The following is a 16,772-nucleotide window of genomic DNA, read 5'->3' as shown; positions in this document are numbered from 1 at the left end:
AACCGCGATCAGAGAAACAGCTCCTCGGCCGATTCAGCCGTCACCGCCCGCCGCAGCCAGACTTCGAGCAGGGCCGGGTCGACGCATTGCGTGATGCGTTCGCGCGTGGTCGCGGAAACTTCGATCCCGCGAGCCTCCAAGACGGTGAGCACGGCCCGCCCAGCCTCCTCGGCCCGTCCTTCGGCTCGACCTTCTGCTACGTACCGCCGCGCGAAGTCGCTTTGGTACTCGTACCTGATAGCCATCATTGCCTCCAATCGCTTCTTCGCTGCCGTGGAAGGAAGGCACGGGGCAAAGCTAGCGGTTGCCAGCAGGTTTCAGAGTTGATGTCCGGAATTGTCGTCGTGGGATCGGTGTGCCGAGTGAGGCGCGTGTCAGGGCAGGGGCTGGGCTCCTCGTTGGGCGAGGAGGAGGGACATGAGGCCGGCTTCCTGGCTTTGGGTGGTGATCATGCCGCGGGCCGCTTCCTTGACCGGGCCGGAGGGGAGGAGTTGGTCGACGGATTGGGCCATGGCTACGCCGCCGCGGTGGTGGCGCAGCATCAGTTGGAGGAAGAGGGTTTCCGCGTCTGTGCCGCGGGCGGTGGACAGGTGGTCGAGTTCGGCTTGGGTGGCCATGCCGGGCATGGTTGTGCCCGGTTGGGTTGCGGGCATTTCCATGGCGGGCATGGCCATCATCGAATTGTCGGCTGTGGCTGCGCTTTTCGTGTGCATCCAGGCCATGGGGTGTGCGTTGGTGGGGGAGGCGTCGGCCAGGCGCAGCCAGCCGAGCATGGTGCCGATTTCGGTGCGCTGGGTGTCGGCGATCTGCTGGGCGAGGCGGCGGATCGTGGGGTCGGCGGCCGGGTCCAGGCGTTGCACCAGGAACAGGGCCTGTTCGTGGTGGACGAGCATGTCTTGGGAGAAGCCGATCTCCACGGGGGTGAGAACCGGTGCGGCGGAGACATTTTCGGGAACGATCAGTGGCCGTACCAGGAAGCCGGTGGTGAGCAGGGCCAGGGCGAGCACGGTGAAGCCGGCGGGGCGTCGCCAGCGGTGGCCGAAGCCGCGGAGGCGGCGGCGGATGCGGTCGAGCCGGCGCGTCCTCATGAGCCGATCACCGAATGCTGGTCGTCCGGCGCGGTGTACACGTTGTCTGCCAGCTGCAGCACCATGAAACCGTTGTCGTTGCAGGTGGTCCAGAGTTGGCGACCGTGCCATTCGGGCGGGGAGAAGCACCAGTCGGTGGAGAGGTCACCGAAAGCGATCTGGCCGGTGCGGGCCGAGAGCGCCTTGGCCGGATCGAACTTGCCCTCCAGCATCGCGCGCGCCGCCGACGGGAACTCCATGAGCGGGAAGCCGATGATCGACGCGAGCGCGTGCGGGGAGTTCCAGAGTTGCAGGTTCTGGCCCTTTTTCGCGGGCGGGTTGAAGTAGGCGATCTCGCGGGGATGGAAGGGGTCCTTCACGTCGAAGACCCGGATGCCGGATTCTTCCCAGCCGCAGGCCAATGCGGTCGGATTGGCGGGGCGGTCGGCCGCGCAGTAGTGGGCGTCGTAGGAGAAGACCGAGCCGCCCATGGCCGAGGCCATGGCCGAATCCTGATGCTGGGGCAGGTTGATCTCCAGCTTGATCTTGTTGACCACCTTGGGATTGTTCTCGTCGGAGATGTCGACCAGCTTCACGCCGCCGGCGCCGCCCTCGTCCACGGTGTACAGGTACGGCTTGCCGTCATAGGTGACCGGAATGCTGTGCTGGGTCGCCCAGCCGTCCGTCCAGAACACCCGGCCGATGTGATCGACCTGCGGATTCGGATCACGTCGCTGCACGGCGCTGATATCCAGCACGGTGAACCCGCCCAGCGCCGACAGATACATGCGGTTCCCGTCCGGGCTGATGCCGAACCCGTGCGCCTCGATCCCGGTGAGCCCCTGCCAGATCACGTGCGGATTCGCGGGGTCGGTGAGATCCACCGCGCTCACGAACCCGGGCGCGATACCCGACGCCCAGTAGGTGCGCCCATCGGGGGAGAACCCGCCCTCATGGGTCGTGATCGGCAGCGGCATCAGCAGATTCGTGCCCGCACCGGCATTAAGCAGCCGCGGGTGCGCGCAGTCGGAGATGTCGTACACCGACAGGTATCCGGCGCCCTCACCGACCGGAACACCGGTGCCCACCAACAGCTTCCGCGCGGGATTGACCTTCAGCGACTCCCACGTCCCGGCCAGCATGGCGGGTTCGGTCAGGCTCCCGGTGACCACCGGGTTCGCCGGATCCGACACATCGAGCACCTGTACACCCTGTGCGGGCCCGAGAATATTGCCCGGGAACATCGACCCCGTGTACGAGCAGTGGTCGTAGCTGGCGGAAGTGATACCCGCCCCGCGCCCGGTATACCCGCCCACGAACGACATATTGCACCGGTACCCCTGGGTACTGCGCCCACTGTCGCGATCCGCGGCGGGTACATCGCCCTGCATCCCGTTCTCCGGCAAGGAATCCGGCCCGCACTCCGCCCGCGGCACCGAGGTGCGCCCGACATCCAGGAACTGCTGCACCTGATTCTGGATATCGGATTGCAGATCCGCCGACGCCCCGCCGATCGGCAGCACCGCCACGCCCAGGAGCGCGGCCGCGGCCAGCACTCCGGCCCTGGATCGCCGTATCCCAGTCAACCGCCTCATCGCGGTACCCCCGAACTTCTCCGAAACTCACGTGGCCGCCCACACATCGGATGTGCGGTGTGGTCACGGTTACATCTCGAGAACCTAACTCATAAACTGACCGGCCGGTAGGGGACAACGCCGCTACACGGCAATGGGTCCGTATCGAAGAAGGTCGGCGGCCTACAATCGGCATGTGTCCTGGGAGGTTGCGCGACCGTCGCGGGCACTCGCTGTGCGAGGCCTCGACATGGCCGGATTCCGTATCCACGGTGGTGGCTCGGAGTTTTTGCGTGCCATCCCGCACCCCGCTGTCACGGTGTTGCTGGAATTCGGTGAGGGGCGCTTCGATATCCAGGATCCGGCGGGCCGGACGCGGACGGGCAGCCTGGCTCTCGGCCTCCTCCGCGATGCGGTCCCGCTGCGCGTCGAAGCCTTGGAATGCGTACAGGTGCGTATGTCGCCGCTGGCCGCGTCCGCCGTGCTGGGGATGCCACCCAGTGAGCTGAGTGGAACGATGGTCGGCCTCGACGAGCTCTGGGGGCGCGACGTGGCGCGGCTGTGTGAACGCCTGCACGAAATGCCTTGCTGGCAGGAACGATTCGCGCTGATCGAGGCGACGCTGGCGGCGCGGCTGCGCGACGATCTGCCGGCCGACCCGGAGGTCGCCTGGGCCTGGCGCCGGATCGCCGGCAGCCACGGCCGCTACCGGATCGAGCAGCTGGCCTCGGAGATCGGCTGGAGCCGGCAGCGACTCTGGTCCCGATTCGGCGCCCAGATCGGCCTGACTCCCAAACGGGCCGCCAGGCTGGTCCGCTTCGACCACGCCGTCCATCGCCTCGTCCGCGGCCAGGCCCCCGCACGGGTGGCGGCCGACACCGGCTACACCGACCAATCCCACCTGCATCGCGACGTCCGCGAATTCACCGGCGCCCCACCGGCGTCCGCCGCGGCCGAACCCTTCCTCACGGTGGACGACCGGGCCTGGCCGTCCACCGGCGGTTAATGCTCGGATAACGTGCGACAGGCATCCAGCAGGCGCAGGCGCAATGTCTCGGCTCGCGTGGCGATATCGGCTTGGCTGCGTACGTATTCGGCGCGGCCGGCCGGTGTTTCGATGCGAATCGGTTCGTAGCCGAATTCGAGGAGGTCGTACGGACTGGCCTTCATATCGAGTTCGCGGGCCGCGCAGGCCAGCTCGAAGCACTCCAGCAGCAGATCGGAACCGATGAGCGGGGTCAACTTGAAGCCCCACTTGTAGATGTCCATATTCGCGTGCAGACAGCCCGGCTGCTCCCGGTCGACCTGCAGCTCACGGGTGAGCGGCTCGATATTGCGGGGTACCGCCTCCGGAGTGAAGAAGCGGAAGGCGTCGAAATGCGTGCAGCGCAACTGCATCGATTCGACGACCGCATCGGTGCCGGCGTGGCCGAGCCGTAGTGGAACCTGCTGATGGCGGACCTCGTCGGTGCGATAGACCATCGCCCACTCGTGCAGGCCGAAGCAGGACAGCTGGGCCGGTCGCGCGGCGGTCGCCGACAATAGGCGGGCCACGAACTCGACGGTATTCCGGCGCTTTTCGAGGAATTCCGGATCGGCGGTCCACGCGACCGCCGGATCGCCGGCCGGCCGGGGGAGTGAGATCTCGTGATAGCCGCGGGTTCCGGCATACTCCGCCGCATCCGCCAGCGCCACACCGTGACCCGGATGCCAGCGCTTCAGCTGCGCCGGCTTGTGCCCGTAGTAGGTGAACAGGAAATCGATCACCGGATGCTTCGAACCCGACGCGCGCACAGTCAGATACGGCCCGACCAAGGCGTCCACCCGCTCCCGGTGGGCGGCGGCGCGCGCACGCCACTCGTCCGCCGGAAGCAGGATCAGATCGGTATCCGAGGCGTTCACTGTCATTCCGCGATGCGATGGGTGGCGTCGCGGACGGTGCCCACGAACTCCTCCATCAGGTCCTCGAGCGCCACGATGCCCACCGTATTGCCGCGGCTGTCCACCACCCGGCCCAGATGGGAGTTGGTGCGGCGCAGCCGCGCCAGTGCCTCGAACAGCGTGGTGCCCATGCTGACCGTGGGCAGTGGGCGGATATCGGTGCGGGGGATCGGGGTGCCCGGACCCGCATCGTCATCGGCGACCAGGTCGAGGACGTCCTTGACGTGCAGGTAGCCGACCATGGATCCGTCGGCCGCGCGCACCGGATACCGCGAGAAACCCGTTTCGGCGACGGCGGATTCGATATCGCCGAGCGTGGTCCCGTCACCGCGCAGCGGTACCGAGCGGGTCTTGTCGAGGGGCACCATCACATCGGCGACCACCCGGTCGCTGGAGCCCAGCGCCTGCGTCAGGCGGCGGTGCTCCTCCTCGTCGAGCAGCCCCTCCGAACGGGATTCACCGAACATCTCCGCCAGCTCCACCGAGGACACCGTGGAATCCAGCTCGTCCTTGGGTTCGATGCGCAGCGCCCGCAGCGTGATATTGGCCGCGAAGTTGTAGACCGCGATCAGCGGCCGGGCCAGCCGCAACCACATCAGATGCAGCGGAACCAGCAGCAGCGCCGCCCGTTCCGGCCCGGCGAGCGCGATGTTCTTCGGGATCATCTCGCCCATCAGGATGTGCAGCACCACCACGATCGCCAGCGCCAGCGCGAACGAGATCGGATGCAGCAGCGAATCCGGCACGCCCAGCAGATCGAACGGCTGCTGCAGCAGATGCGCCACCGCCGGCTCGCCCACCCGACCCAGCAGGATCGAGCAGATGGTGATGCCCAGCTGCGCGGCCGCCAGCATCATGGACAGATTCTGCCCGGCCGCGATCACCGTGTTCGCGCTCCGCTTACCCTGCGCGGCAAGGGCTTCCAGCCGGTCGCGGCGCGCGGAGATGAGCGCGAACTCCGCGCTCACGAAGAAGGCATTGCCCAGCAACAGCACCAGCGTCAGCAGCACCGCGTACACGTCACCCATGGTCGTGCTCCCAGCTCGCGAGCTCCTCGGCGTCGACCGGGCGTAGCAGGATCCGGTCGAGTCGCCGGCCGTCCATGCGCTCCACCTTCGCGATCCAGCCGCCACGAGTGTGCGGCTCCGGGTGATGGCCGTTGCCCGGTTGCGGTAGCAGTACCTCGTCACCGGCCACCGGGATCCGGCCCAGCCGCGTCAGCACCAGACCGCCGAGGGTTTCGTACTCGCCTTCGGGGGCGTCGTAACCTGTTGTGCGCGAGACCTCGTCGACCCGCAGCAGGCCCGAGCAGTTCCAGCCCGCCGGGGTGCGGCGTACATCGACCTCTTCCTCGTCGTGCTCATCGCGGACGTCGCCGAGGATCTCCTCGATGACGTCCTCCATGGTCACCATGCCCGCGGTGCCGCCGTACTCGTCGACCACCAGCGCCACCTGCATACCGTCGGCGCGGATCCGCTCCAGCACCTCGTCACCGTCCAGGCTGGCGGGCACGATCGGCACCGGCTTGGCGATGGACTCCAGTTGCACCTTGCGCCGCGCCGCGATCGGATGCAGGAAAGCCTGTTTGACGTGTACCACGCCGACGGTGTTGTCCAGGTCCCCGTCGATGACGGGGAAGCGGGAGAACCCGGTCTCGCGCGCGGCATCGATGAGATCGGCGATGGTGTCGTCGCGATCGAGCGCGTGGATCTTCACGCGCGGGGTCATGAGCTCTTCGGCGGTGCGCTCACCGAATTCGAGCGAGCGGTCCACCACCTGCGCCGTGCGCTGATCGAGCGCGCCGTGCAGCGCCGAGGTGCGGACGAGGGATCCGAGCTCCTGCGGTGAACGCGCGGAACGCAATTCCTCGGCCGGCTCGACGCCCATTCGCCGCACCGCCCAGTTGGCGGCGCCGTTGAGGGCATTGATGAGCCAGCGGAAAGTCATGGAGAACGCGATCATCGGGCCCGCGGTCCACCGTGCGGTGTTCAGCGGTGAGGCGATGGCGATGTTCTTGGGCACCAGCTCGCCGTAGATCATGGACAGCGAGGTCGCGAGCAGCAGTGCCAGCGCCAGCGAAATCCCGTGTGCGGTACCGGTATTCAGGCCGCAGGCGTGGAAGATGGGCTCCAGCAGCCGGGCCAGTACCGGTTCGGCGATATAGCCGGTGATCAGTGTGGTGATGGTGATACCCAGCTGCGCGCCGGACAACTGGAACGAGAGCGTGCGATGCGCCTGACGCACCTGCCGGGCCGGGCGGTCACCCTCGCGGGCGTGCGCCTCCACGGTGCTGCGTTCCAATGCGGTGAGCGAGAATTCGGCCGCAACGAACAACGCGGTACCCGCGGTCAATGCGATGAAGCCGATCAAACTGAGAATGGTGAGCACGGCTGACACGGTCAGCACCACCTGGCTGTCTGTAGTGCCGGTAGAACAACGCCGGGTTTGTCACCCGGCTCGGTAGAGGAGCCCTCCTGTGCGGCGCCCTCGGACGCGGGTGACAACTTGTTCCTTTCGCAGGGGTCGGCGGATGTGCTCGGCGGATATCCGCGGTGAGCGGGATCCGGGTACGCCCATGCTACCGGGTGCCCTTTACGGTTTCCGCACGGCGGGTCCGGACGCGCGAAACCCGGCGAGGAGCCGATCATTCGAGACCGGAGACCCCGCCGGGTTCCGCTGTGCAGTACTACCGGGCGCTCACCAACCGGAGGGCAGCGGACGGCCTTCGGCGAAGCCGGCGGCCGACTGCACACCCAGGGTGGCGCGCTCGTGGAACTCGGTCAGGCTGCGCGCGCCCGCGTAGGTGCAGGAGCTGCGCACACCCGAGGTGATGTGATCGATCAGGTCCTCGACGCCCGGACGCTCGGGGTCCAGCCGCATGCGCGAGGAGGAGATGCCCTCCTCGAACAGCGCCTTGCGGGCCCGGTCGAACGCCGAATCGGTGGCGGTACGCGCGGCCACGGCACGCTTGGACGCCATGCCGAAGGACTCCTTGTACCGGTTGCCGTCGCGGTCCACCCGCAGGTCACCGGGCGACTCGTAGGTGCCGGCGAACCAGGAACCGATCATCACGTTGGCGGCGCCGGCGGCCAGCGCCAGGGCCACATCGCGCGGGTGCCGGACACCGCCGTCGGCCCACACGTGCTTGCCCAGTTCGGCTGCGGCCGTGGCACATTCGGCGACCGCGGAGAACTGCGGTCGGCCCACGCCGGTCATCATGCGGGTGGTGCACATGGCGCCGGGGCCCACACCGACCTTGATGATGTCCGCACCGGCGGCGATCAGATCACGGGTGCCCGCGGCGGACACCACATTGCCCGCCACCAGCGGCACGCCCAGGCCGAGGCTCGCCACCGAGGCGAGGGCTTCCAGCATCTTCTGCTGGTGGCCGTGCGCGGTGTCCATGACCAGCACGTCGGCGCCCGCGTCGACCAGGGCCTTGGCCTTGGCCGGGACGTCGCCGTTGATGCCGACCGCGGCCGCGATGCGCAGCTTGCCGCTCGCGTCGACGGCCGGCTGGTAGATACCGGTGCGGATGGCGCCGGTGCGTGTCATCACGCCGGCGAGGGTGCCGTCGGGGTTGACCAGCACGGCGACGTGGCCGCGTCCGGCCTCGAGCAGGTCGAAGACGTCACGCGGGGAGGTGTCGGCGGGGGCGCTGACGAAGTCGGTCTCGGCGACGGTGCTGAGCCGCGCGAAGCGGTCCACATCCGCGCAGGACGCCTCGGTCACCACGCCCACCGGGCGGTTGTTCTCGATCACCACGACCGCGCCGTGCGCGCGTTTGTGGATGAGCGCCAGGGCATCGGAGACCGAGGCCTCCGGGCCGAGGGTGACCGGGGTGTCGGCGGTGAGCGAGCGGCTCTTGACGAAGCCGATGGTCTCGGCGGCGGCCGGGATCGGAAGATCCTGCGGCAGCACCACGATGCCGCCGCGGCGCGCCACCGTCTCGGCCATGCGGCGGCCGGCGACGGCGGTCATGTTCGCGACCACGAGGGGAATGGTGGTGCCGGTCCCGTCCAGTGTGGAGAGATCGACATCGAATCGCGACGCCACATCCGTCCGGCTCGGGACGAGGAAGACGTCGTCGTAGGTCAGGTCGTAGGGCGGGTTCTGCCCAGGAAGAAACTGCACGTTACGCCATGGTAGCTGAATGCTTTACAAGTAGTGGCAACCGGGCCGGAAATCGTCCCACGTACGGGATGAACAGCACTTCGAGCGGCTCGTCACCCACCGCGTCGGCGAGGTGGCCGCGGCCTTCGGTGTCGAGGGCGAGGGTGATGTCGCCGGCTTCGAAGCGCCGCTGCTCGCGGTCGCTGGTGGTCGTGTCGATGATGCCGCGCAGCACCACCACCCACTGTCGTTCGGGGGCGCGGTGCGGTGTGGAACTCGCGTGGTCACCCTGCTGATTGCCACGGAATTGCTATTGCCTGGGAGTCGGCTGGGAGTGGCGGAAATTCACCGGCAATACCGGGCGTGTCCGCCACTATCGCGCGTGTCGGGTCAGCGGGTGGTGCGGCGGCGGGCCGAGTCCGGTTTGCCCCGCTTCTTGGTGTGCTTGCGACTTTCGCCGCGGGCCGGACCGGGACGTTTCCGGGCCCGGGCCGAATCGGCTTCGGCCGCAACGGGATCGGCTTGCGCCGCCACGAAGGCGGAGGGATCGGCGATCGGGCTGCCGGGCGCGCGCCGCGCACCGGTGAGCTCGGCCAGCCCGCGGTCACCGGGGCGGACCTCGAGCTCGACCGGGGTGATTCCGGCCTGTCGGGTGAGGGTCTCGACCTCGGCGCGGACCTCCTCGCTCACCAGGGTGAGGACGGTGCCCGACGCACCGGCGCGGGCGGTTCGCCCGGTGCGGTGCAGATAGCTCTTCGGATCCTCCGGCGGGTCCACGTGCACGACCAGTGAGACGTCGTCGATGTGGATGCCGCGCGCCGCGACATCGGTCGCAACCAGCACATCGGCCTTACCCTCGGCGAAGGCCGCGAGGGTGCGGGAGCGCTGGTTCTGCACCTTGCCGCCGTGCAGGGCGACCGCGGAGATGCCGATCTCGCGCAGGCGGCGCGCGAGTTTGTCGGCGCCGTACTGGGTCCGGACGAACAGCAGTGTGCGACCCTGGCGCGCGGCGATCTCGGTGACCACGTTCCGCTTGTCGCTGCGGCGGATGTGCACCGTGTAGTGGGCGATATCCGGGACGGCCGCCAGTTGACCGGAATCCGCCTCGGCGGCACCGGGTTCGGTGGAGTCGGGTCCGGCGCCCTTCGCGGTCGTGCGCTTCGGCGTGGCGGCGGGATCGGCATCCACCGCGTGCCGCACCGGATCGTTCAGATACCGCTGCACCAGCGCGTCGATGGTCTCGTCCAGCGTCGCGGAGAACAGCAGATGCTGGGCATCCTCGGGAATCTTGTTGAGCAGGGCCGTGAGCTGCGGCAGAAAGCCCAATTCGGCCATGTGGTCGGCCTCGTCGACCGCTACGACCCGGACATCGCCCAGATGCGCTGCCTTGCGCCCCAGCAAATCGGCGAGCCGGCCCGGCGTGGCGATGAGTACGTCAACCCCCCGTGCCAGGCGCTCTTCCTGCTTCTTGATGGGCAGCCCGCCGACAGCGGTGGCCACGCGTAGCCCGAGCGCCAATGACGGTTCGTCCAGCGCCGATTCGATCTGGATCGCCAACTCGCGGGTGGGCGCGAGGATCAGCCCGCGCGGGCGACCGGGGAGGCTGGGCGACTTCGCCAGCCGGATCATCATGGGCAAACCGAAGGCGAGGGTCTTGCCTGAACCCGTTGCGGCCCGGCCCAATACATCGCGACCGGCGAGAATGTCCGGAATCACCGCTGCCTGAATGGGAAACGGCGTTTCGATCCGGTCCCGGCGCAGGGCGTGCACCAGCACCGGCGACAGGCCCAGCGCCGCAAAACTCGTGGGCTCAGGCACGATTCAGCAATCGGCTCAGTTCGACCAGCCACGGAATGGCCACCGCCATGGTGGGCACCACCAGAATCGCGGCCGCGGCCACATAAGCGGCCACCGCGACGCGCATATCCCCGATGGGACCGGCCAGGCGCTGGATGCGGATCAGGGTGGTCGGGCCGCCGACCGCCATGGCGCCCTGCGGCGCAGTCGAATTCGAGCAGGCCACCAGAGCGCGGGCCAATGGCGTCGGCCCGGTGACCTTGACCGCGGAATCGTCGGCCAGCAGTTCGATGAGCAATTTCACCGAATCCAGTGCGGATTTGGAGCGGACCACCCGCGGGAAGGCCTCGTGCGCGGCCGTGAAGGCCTCGAGTACGAGGTCGTGGCGGGCACGCAGGTGCGAACGCTCGTGGCTGACGATGGCGGTGAGCTCCTCATCGGAAAGATTGGTGACGGTGCCTTGACTGAGGACGACGCGGCGGCGCAGCCCCGGCAGGCAATAGGCAATGGGTTCGGTGGCGGCCAGCACGCGGATATCGGCCGACTTGCGTTGCACGCCGCTCTGATCGAGCAGATCCACCAGCATACGGTGGTGCGCGCGCCGCCTGCGCGTGTGGATGCCGACCCGGATCACCGACCAGATGAGGCGGGCGCCGATCAGCAGGGTGAGCGCGAAAACGGCGACGTAGGCCAGCCAGAACGGCAGTCCGACCGCATCGATCTCGGCGCTCGGGGTGGTGGTGGGCCGGCCATCGTCACCGGGGACCAGCAGCCGGCTCGCGATGGCCAGGCCCGATCCGAACGCCGAGAGCACGGCGGCCAGGGCGATGGCCTGCCAAAGCACCAGTGCGGCACGCGGACTCCGGTACGGCCACTTGCTTCGGCTGAGCAGCGCCGGGACCGGTCCCGCCAGAAGTAAGGCGAGACCGGCGAAAACCGGCGCAGTTACGTCCATTCCTCAGCTCACTGCATTGTGGGGCTCGGGGCCGAGGCATCAGGGCTGCTTGGGGTCTCCTGACTCCTTGCGGGCCGCCTCGGTGGCTTCGAGCTTAGCGAGTGCGTCGCGCAATGCGGCAGCCTCGTCCGCACCGACCTGTTCCACGAAGTGAACCAGAGCCGCGCGGCGGCTGCCCACTTCGTCGGCCTGCTGCAGTGCATCGACCATGAGGGAGGCGACGAGTTCGTCGCGGGTGTGGACGGGGGCGTAGCGGTGGGCGCGGTCGTCGCGCTGCTGTACCACCAGATTCTTCTTCGCCAGGCGCTGCAGAACGGTCATCACCGTGGTGTACGCGAGTTCGCGGCGCGCGGCGAGAGCTTCATGGACCTGCCGGACCGTTTGTGGTTCGTCGGCCGACCACAACTGGTCCATGACCGCTTTCTCGAGTTCACCAAGACCTGCCATCCCACAAGTTTACGGAGACTCCGACATGAATGCGTACTACAGGTCGTCGTAACCGGTCGGTAGCTGGTGTGGTATTGGTCATAGCGGCCCGGACCGGGGCATTACCCGGCGCGGCCGTGTGACCGGCATCATTGCGACGCGCGTGATCAGCGGTGTGGGGCCAGGTGATCGGCGCCCCGGACGTGCCGGGTTCCGATCGGAACGATCATCGGGCGGCCCGAAACCGGGTCCTCGAGCACCTCGGCGCGCAGCCCGAAAACCTCGTGCAGCAGCTCGGCCTCGATGATGTCGCCGGGCGTGCCCTGCGCGACGATCCGGCCGTCGTGCATGACGATCAGCCGATCGCTGTACCGGATGGCCAGATTCAGATCGTGCAGCACCATGACCACGGTCCGCCCGAAATCGTCGTGCAGCCGGTCCACCAGATCCAGCACCTCCAGGGAATGTGCCAGATCCAGATAGGTGGTCGGCTCGTCCAGCAGCAGGATGTCGGTGCCCTGCGCGAGCGCCATGGAGATCCACGCGCGCTGCCGCTGTCCGCCCGAGAGTTCGTCGAGGGTGCGGCTCGCCAGTTCCGCGATGCCGGTCTGTTCGAGCGCGGTCGCCACCTCGGCCTCGTCATCGGAGGACCACTGGCGCAGCCACGACTGATGCGGATGCCGCCCGCGCGCAACCAGATCCGCGACGGTGAGCCCCTCCGGCGCCACCGGCGTCTGCGGCAGCATGCCGATGAGCCGCGCCACATCCTTGGTCTTCATGGTCGAAATGGCCTTGCCGTCCAACAGGACCCGGCCCGACTTGGGCCGCAGCAGCCGGCCCAGCGAACGCAGCAGCGTCGACTTCCCGCAGCCGTTCGGCCCGATGACCGTGGTGATCACCCCGGGTGCGATATCGACCGAGAGTCCGTCCACGATGACCCGGTCGCCGTAGCCGAGGGTGAGATGCTCCGCGGCGAGTGTCATAGCGTGGCCTTCCGATTGGTACGTACGAGCAAGTAGAGCAGGAACGGTCCGCCGACCGCCGCGGTGACCACGCCGACCGGTACCGCGACGGGAAAGACCGTGCGCGCGAGCAGATCCGCGCCCACCACGGCGATGCCGCCGACCAGCGCCGAGGCGATGATCGGCTCACCGGGCGTGCGGAGCAGCCGGCGCGCGGTCTGCGGTGCGGCCAGGCCCACGAAGCCGAGCGGTCCGACCGCGGCGGTGGCCAGCGCGGCGCAGACCACGGCGGCGGCGATCAGCACGGCCTGCTGGGTCTGCATGCGGACGCCGAGAATGCGGGTGGTGTCGGGCCCGAATCGCATGGCGGCCAAGGTCCGGGTCGAGGCGACGCACACGAGCACCGCGATGCCCAATCCGATCGTCGCCGGAACCAGCGTCGACCAATCGGCCGAGTTCAGCGATCCGGTCAGCCACAGCTGCGCGTGCGCCGCATCGGTGAGCGTCGCCCGGGTCAGCAGCCAGCTCACCACCGCCAGCAGCGCCGCGTTCACGCCGATGCCGATGAGCACCAGGCGAAATCCCATGACCCCGCTGTCCCCGGTGGTGGTGCGGCCCCAGGCGAGCAGGTAGATGAGCACCGCGGTCAGCAGTCCACCCAGTAGCGCCGCGACGGAAACGCCCAGTGCCGCGGCGATTCCGGTGCCCGTGCCGCCCACTCCGATCAGGACGGCCACCGCACCGACACTCGCGCCGGAGGTGATGCCGAGAATATCGGGGCTGGCCAGCGGATTCCGCAGGATCGACTGCGTCACCGCGCCCGCCAAGCCCAGTGCCGCGCCGACCACGACCGCCGCGCAGGCCCGGGGCAGCCGCGAATCCATGATCACGAAGCGCTGTGCGCGGGTGCCCCCGCCGCCGAGCACCTCCAACACCTTCCCGATCGGAATCCGGAAGTCACCCACCGACATATCCCAGGCGAACAGGCCGATCAACAGCACGGCCAGCGCGATCACGGTGAGTACCGCGCGGATTCGCAGCACGGTGGAGAAGCCGCCGACGCGTACCGCCGGGCGCACGGTCGAGAGGGTCACAGACTCACCAGCTTTCGGCGGCGGACGAGCAGGATGAAGAACGGCGCGCCGATGGCGGCCAGCATGACCCCGGCCTGGATCTCACCCGGCGGGGCGATCACGCGCCCGGCGGTATCCGCGATGAGCAGCGTGATTGCGCCGATCAGGCCCGAATAGGGCAGCAGCCAGCGGTAATCCGGGCCGGTGATGCCGCGGGCCAGATGCGGGACTATCAGGCCCAGGAAAGCGATCGGCCCGACGGCGGCCGTCGCGCCGCCGGCGAGCAGCACGACGGCCGTGAGACCCAGCGCGCGGGTGCGGCCGAGATCGACCCCGAGTCCGAGGGCGACATCGTCACCGAGTTGCAGCAGATTCAGGCCGGGACCGGCGATGACCGCCAGGATCGCGCCCGCGATGAGAAAGGGCAGTACCTGCCGGAAAACCGAGCCGTCATGTCCCGCGACGTCGCCGACCACCCAGAAGCGGTAGGCGTCCAGTGCGCTGCTGTCCAGCAGCACTACGACATTCGTCATGGCCTGCAGGAACGCGGTCACCGCGGCGCCTGCCAGCACCAGGCTGAGTGGACTGGCCTTACCGCCGCCCAGCGAGGACACCCCGAACACGACCGCTCCGGCGAGCAGCGCTCCGGCGAAGGCGAACCAGATGAACTGTGCGGGTGAGGTCAGCGCGAGCAGATGAATGCTGAGCGCCGCGAGGAATGCTGCGCCCGCATTGATACCGAGCAAACCTGCGTCGGCCAGCGGATTTCGGGTATACCCCTGAATGAGCGCGCCTGCCATGCCGAGGGCGAGGCCGGTGATCAGCGCGAGTCCGGTTCGGGGGAGCCGCAATTCGCGCACGATCTGTTCGGCCGTGCCGTCGGCGGGGCAGGACAGGGGTAGTCCGCCCGGGCAGGTGAGGGCGTCCCACACCGTGTGCAGGGGCAACAGCCGCGATCCGAGGCTGATGCTCGCGGCCACTGCGCACAGCAGCAGTAGGGCCAGGACGAGGAGTCCGAACAGACGTCGCCGTCTGGTGGTGACTACGGCGGGCACGGTGACGAACTACTCCTGACACATTCATTGCTCGACAAGTCTGGTAAGCCTAACCTATCTTTCCGTTCTTGTTGGAAACCCAGAGGCAGGAATAGTTGATGATTAGAGGAGGTTCGATGCTCGAGCCCGTAACCATGTGCCCGCCGCGCGATTCCCGGATCGCCTTCGGCCGTGCCTGTAATCGACTGCGCGCCCTGCAACCCGACCACCCGCGTGTCTATGCCGTCGCGGCCATGTCCGAACAAGGTAAGCGCCGGTGGTGGCGGCTGGCCGACGGGATTCGCGAAGGCCGCATCGAGCTCATGTACCGGCGGCACGCCGCCGAGATGAGCAATGCCGATATCGCCGCCGAGGTGGTGGCCACGGCCCTGATCCACGCCGTGGTGGGACGTGTGATGGCCATGGTGGTGGCCGAGGGCCGCGCCTGGGATCCGGGCCTGGAGAACCTGTGGATCCACACCGACAATGACGGTGGCATCGACTGGGCGGGACTGGCGGACACCACGATTCGCGTACTGGACGGTGACGATCTCACCGGCGAACCGGGTGTCGTCGCGCTGCCGTGTGAACCGGCCCTGTATGTCTGGCTGGCCGCCCGCTGGGAACCGGCCCTGTCGCTGGTTCAGGAAGCCTTGTCCCGGTGCGCGGGACTGGGTGCGCGGCGCTTCTGGGCGCTGGTCGCGGAATCGGTTGTGGGCGCGGCGACTTACGTGCCGGCCCTGTCGGGCACCTCCTCGGCGGCGGGCGCGCGGCGCGGGCAGGCCATGCTGGCCGCGCTGGAGGATCGTGGTCTGCCCGTGCGGCGGACCTGTTTTGTCAGATAGCGCCGGCCTACCCCGGAACCGGGGCGGGGGACCGGCTGCGCGGCGGCCGGGCGGGATGACACCCGCCCGGCTCGCGCGGGCCGGAGGTCAGGGGCGGGTGGAGGTCCGGCGTTCGGCCAGGACCGGTGGGCAGAGGGTGGCGGCTTCGCGGATGGCGAGGTCGAGCAGGCCGGGGAAGCGGGCGTCGATATCGGTGCGGCGCAGGGAGTTCAGGCGGCGGGTGCCGTCGTCGCGCTGACGGATGACGCCGGCTTCGCGCAGGGTGCGGAAGTGCCAGCTCTGGGTCGATTTGCTGACCGGCAATTCGAAGGCGGTGCAGGGCATTTCGGACCCGTCGGCGAGATTGGCGACGATGGCCAGCCGCAGTGGATCGCTCAGTGCCGAGAGGACGTCGATCAGTGAGAGGGCATCGCGGTCGGGGTGGGTGAGCGGGACGGCGGTTCGGCTTGCCATTGCTCCACTCTACATGTTCGACAATAGGCGAACATGGGTGTATGTTCGCCACTGATCGAACATGTTGGAAAGGATCCACCCATGCCTCTCGTAACCATCGACGCAGGTCCGAACCGGTCGGCCGCAGTACTGCGAGCCATTGCCGACGGGGTGCACGACGCCCTCGTGGCCGCCATCGGAATCCCGCCGGGCGATCGATTCCAGATCGTCGGCGCCCGCGGTGCGGGCGAATTGATCTTCGATCCCACCTATCTGGGCATCGAGCGACACGATGTCGTGTTCATCCGGATCACCCTGGTCGCGGGCCGCACCGACGAACGCAAAAAGGACCTCTACCGGCGGATCGTCGCCAACCTCGAGGAGAAGGCCGGAGTCCGCCGCGAGGACGTGGTCATCACGCTGACCGAGAACGGTCCCGTCGATTGGTCGGTCGGTAACGGGGTCGCTTCACTGGTCGATTGACGGTCTGGACCAATTGTTCGGTAACCGTTCAGAGAAATTTTCTGGTCGATCGTTCAGGATGGAAGTGTTC

At 68.2% G+C, this 16,772-nt stretch carries 18 protein-coding genes; 3 read left to right on the top strand and 15 right to left on the bottom strand.

Annotated elements, in window-relative coordinates:
* Window positions 1-8: 8 nt before the first annotated feature.
* From ACIP5Y_RS27645 to ACIP5Y_RS27635, 3 genes are all read right to left on the bottom strand, one after another.
* The gene (locus ACIP5Y_RS27645) at window positions 9-152 is read right to left on the bottom strand and encodes a hypothetical protein (RefSeq protein ID WP_400354300.1); all 144 of its coding nucleotides are present in this window, start codon (window positions 150-152) and stop codon (window positions 9-11) included.
* A gap of 222 nt (window positions 153-374) precedes the next feature.
* The gene (locus ACIP5Y_RS27640; protein ID WP_400354299.1) at window positions 375-1,088 is read right to left on the bottom strand and encodes a DUF305 domain-containing protein; all 714 of its coding nucleotides are present in this window, start codon (window positions 1,086-1,088) and stop codon (window positions 375-377) included.
* Complete coding sequence (locus tag ACIP5Y_RS27635) at window positions 1,085-2,662, bottom strand: LVIVD repeat-containing protein (protein WP_400354297.1); 1,578 nt, start codon at window positions 2,660-2,662, stop codon at window positions 1,085-1,087. The genes ACIP5Y_RS27640 and ACIP5Y_RS27635 overlap by 4 nt, the downstream gene beginning before the upstream one ends.
* A gap of 175 nt (window positions 2,663-2,837) precedes the next feature.
* On the opposite strand from ACIP5Y_RS27635, the gene ACIP5Y_RS27630 reads away from it, so the two are divergent.
* Window positions 2,838-3,647 carry a helix-turn-helix domain-containing protein gene (locus ACIP5Y_RS27630; RefSeq protein ID WP_400354295.1) on the top strand — a complete coding sequence of 270 codons (810 nt, stop codon included), beginning with the start codon at window positions 2,838-2,840 and terminating at the stop codon, window positions 3,645-3,647.
* Here ACIP5Y_RS27630 and ACIP5Y_RS27625 read toward each other — a convergent pair.
* The 11 genes from ACIP5Y_RS27625 to ACIP5Y_RS27575 all read right to left on the bottom strand — a co-directional run bounded on the left by ACIP5Y_RS27625 (window position 3,644) and on the right by ACIP5Y_RS27575 (window position 14,963).
* Entirely contained in the window at window positions 3,644-4,549 is a 906-nt protein-coding gene (locus ACIP5Y_RS27625; protein WP_400354293.1) for a 3-methyladenine DNA glycosylase, read from the bottom strand. The genes ACIP5Y_RS27630 and ACIP5Y_RS27625 overlap by 4 nt on opposite strands.
* A complete protein-coding gene (locus ACIP5Y_RS27620) occupies window positions 4,546-5,610 on the bottom strand; it encodes a hemolysin family protein (protein ID WP_400354291.1) in 1,065 nt (354 codons plus the stop codon). Before ACIP5Y_RS27620 ends, ACIP5Y_RS27625 begins: the two co-directional genes overlap by 4 nt.
* The gene (locus ACIP5Y_RS27615; protein ID WP_400354289.1) at window positions 5,603-6,991 is read right to left on the bottom strand and encodes a hemolysin family protein; all 1,389 of its coding nucleotides are present in this window, start codon (window positions 6,989-6,991) and stop codon (window positions 5,603-5,605) included. The genes ACIP5Y_RS27620 and ACIP5Y_RS27615 overlap by 8 nt, the downstream gene beginning before the upstream one ends.
* Window positions 6,992-7,279: 288 nt before the next feature.
* The gene (locus ACIP5Y_RS27610) at window positions 7,280-8,716 is read right to left on the bottom strand and encodes a GuaB1 family IMP dehydrogenase-related protein (protein WP_400354288.1); all 1,437 of its coding nucleotides are present in this window, start codon (window positions 8,714-8,716) and stop codon (window positions 7,280-7,282) included.
* Between the two features lies 1 nt (window position 8,717).
* Complete coding sequence (locus ACIP5Y_RS27605) at window positions 8,718-8,936, bottom strand: hypothetical protein (RefSeq protein WP_400354286.1); 219 nt, start codon at window positions 8,934-8,936, stop codon at window positions 8,718-8,720.
* A gap of 149 nt (window positions 8,937-9,085) precedes the next feature.
* Window positions 9,086-10,513, bottom strand: a complete 1,428-nt coding sequence (locus tag ACIP5Y_RS27600; RefSeq protein WP_400354284.1) for a DEAD/DEAH box helicase — start codon at window positions 10,511-10,513, stop codon at window positions 9,086-9,088.
* The gene (locus tag ACIP5Y_RS27595) at window positions 10,506-11,447 is read right to left on the bottom strand and encodes a M48 family metalloprotease (protein WP_400354283.1); all 942 of its coding nucleotides are present in this window, start codon (window positions 11,445-11,447) and stop codon (window positions 10,506-10,508) included. Before ACIP5Y_RS27595 ends, ACIP5Y_RS27600 begins: the two co-directional genes overlap by 8 nt.
* Window positions 11,448-11,486: 39 nt before the next feature.
* Window positions 11,487-11,894, bottom strand: a complete 408-nt coding sequence (locus ACIP5Y_RS27590) for a BlaI/MecI/CopY family transcriptional regulator (RefSeq protein ID WP_397011638.1) — start codon at window positions 11,892-11,894, stop codon at window positions 11,487-11,489.
* Window positions 11,895-12,040: 146 nt separating this feature from the next.
* Entirely contained in the window at window positions 12,041-12,856 is an 816-nt protein-coding gene (locus ACIP5Y_RS27585; RefSeq protein ID WP_400354281.1) for an ABC transporter ATP-binding protein, read from the bottom strand.
* Window positions 12,853-13,929 carry a FecCD family ABC transporter permease gene (locus ACIP5Y_RS27580; protein ID WP_400354277.1) on the bottom strand — a complete coding sequence of 359 codons (1,077 nt, stop codon included), beginning with the start codon at window positions 13,927-13,929 and terminating at the stop codon, window positions 12,853-12,855. Before ACIP5Y_RS27580 ends, ACIP5Y_RS27585 begins: the two co-directional genes overlap by 4 nt.
* Complete coding sequence (locus tag ACIP5Y_RS27575; protein WP_400354275.1) at window positions 13,926-14,963, bottom strand: FecCD family ABC transporter permease; 1,038 nt, start codon at window positions 14,961-14,963, stop codon at window positions 13,926-13,928. Before ACIP5Y_RS27575 ends, ACIP5Y_RS27580 begins: the two co-directional genes overlap by 4 nt.
* Window positions 14,964-15,079: 116 nt before the next feature.
* Between ACIP5Y_RS27575 and ACIP5Y_RS27570 the strand changes: the two genes are divergently transcribed.
* Window positions 15,080-15,787: a hypothetical protein gene (locus tag ACIP5Y_RS27570; RefSeq protein ID WP_400354274.1), complete on the top strand. Its 708-nt coding sequence runs from the start codon at window positions 15,080-15,082 to the stop codon at window positions 15,785-15,787.
* 87 nt (window positions 15,788-15,874) lie between these two features.
* Here the strand turns inward: ACIP5Y_RS27570 and ACIP5Y_RS27565 are convergent, their stop codons facing one another.
* The gene (locus tag ACIP5Y_RS27565; protein ID WP_400354273.1) at window positions 15,875-16,240 is read right to left on the bottom strand and encodes an ArsR/SmtB family transcription factor; all 366 of its coding nucleotides are present in this window, start codon (window positions 16,238-16,240) and stop codon (window positions 15,875-15,877) included.
* Window positions 16,241-16,321: 81 nt separating this feature from the next.
* Between ACIP5Y_RS27565 and ACIP5Y_RS27560 the strand changes: the two genes are divergently transcribed.
* Window positions 16,322-16,702 (top strand): tautomerase family protein, encoded by a 381-nt coding sequence (locus ACIP5Y_RS27560; RefSeq protein ID WP_400354271.1) that lies wholly within the window; start codon window positions 16,322-16,324, stop codon window positions 16,700-16,702.
* Window positions 16,703-16,772 lie beyond the last annotated feature (70 nt).

Source organism: Nocardia sp. NPDC088792, from assembly GCF_044750615.1.
GTDB lineage: Bacteria > Actinomycetota > Actinomycetes > Mycobacteriales > Mycobacteriaceae > Nocardia.
The sequence above is the reverse complement of the archived record's forward strand: the minus strand, read 5'-3'. Positions and strand labels throughout refer to the sequence as shown.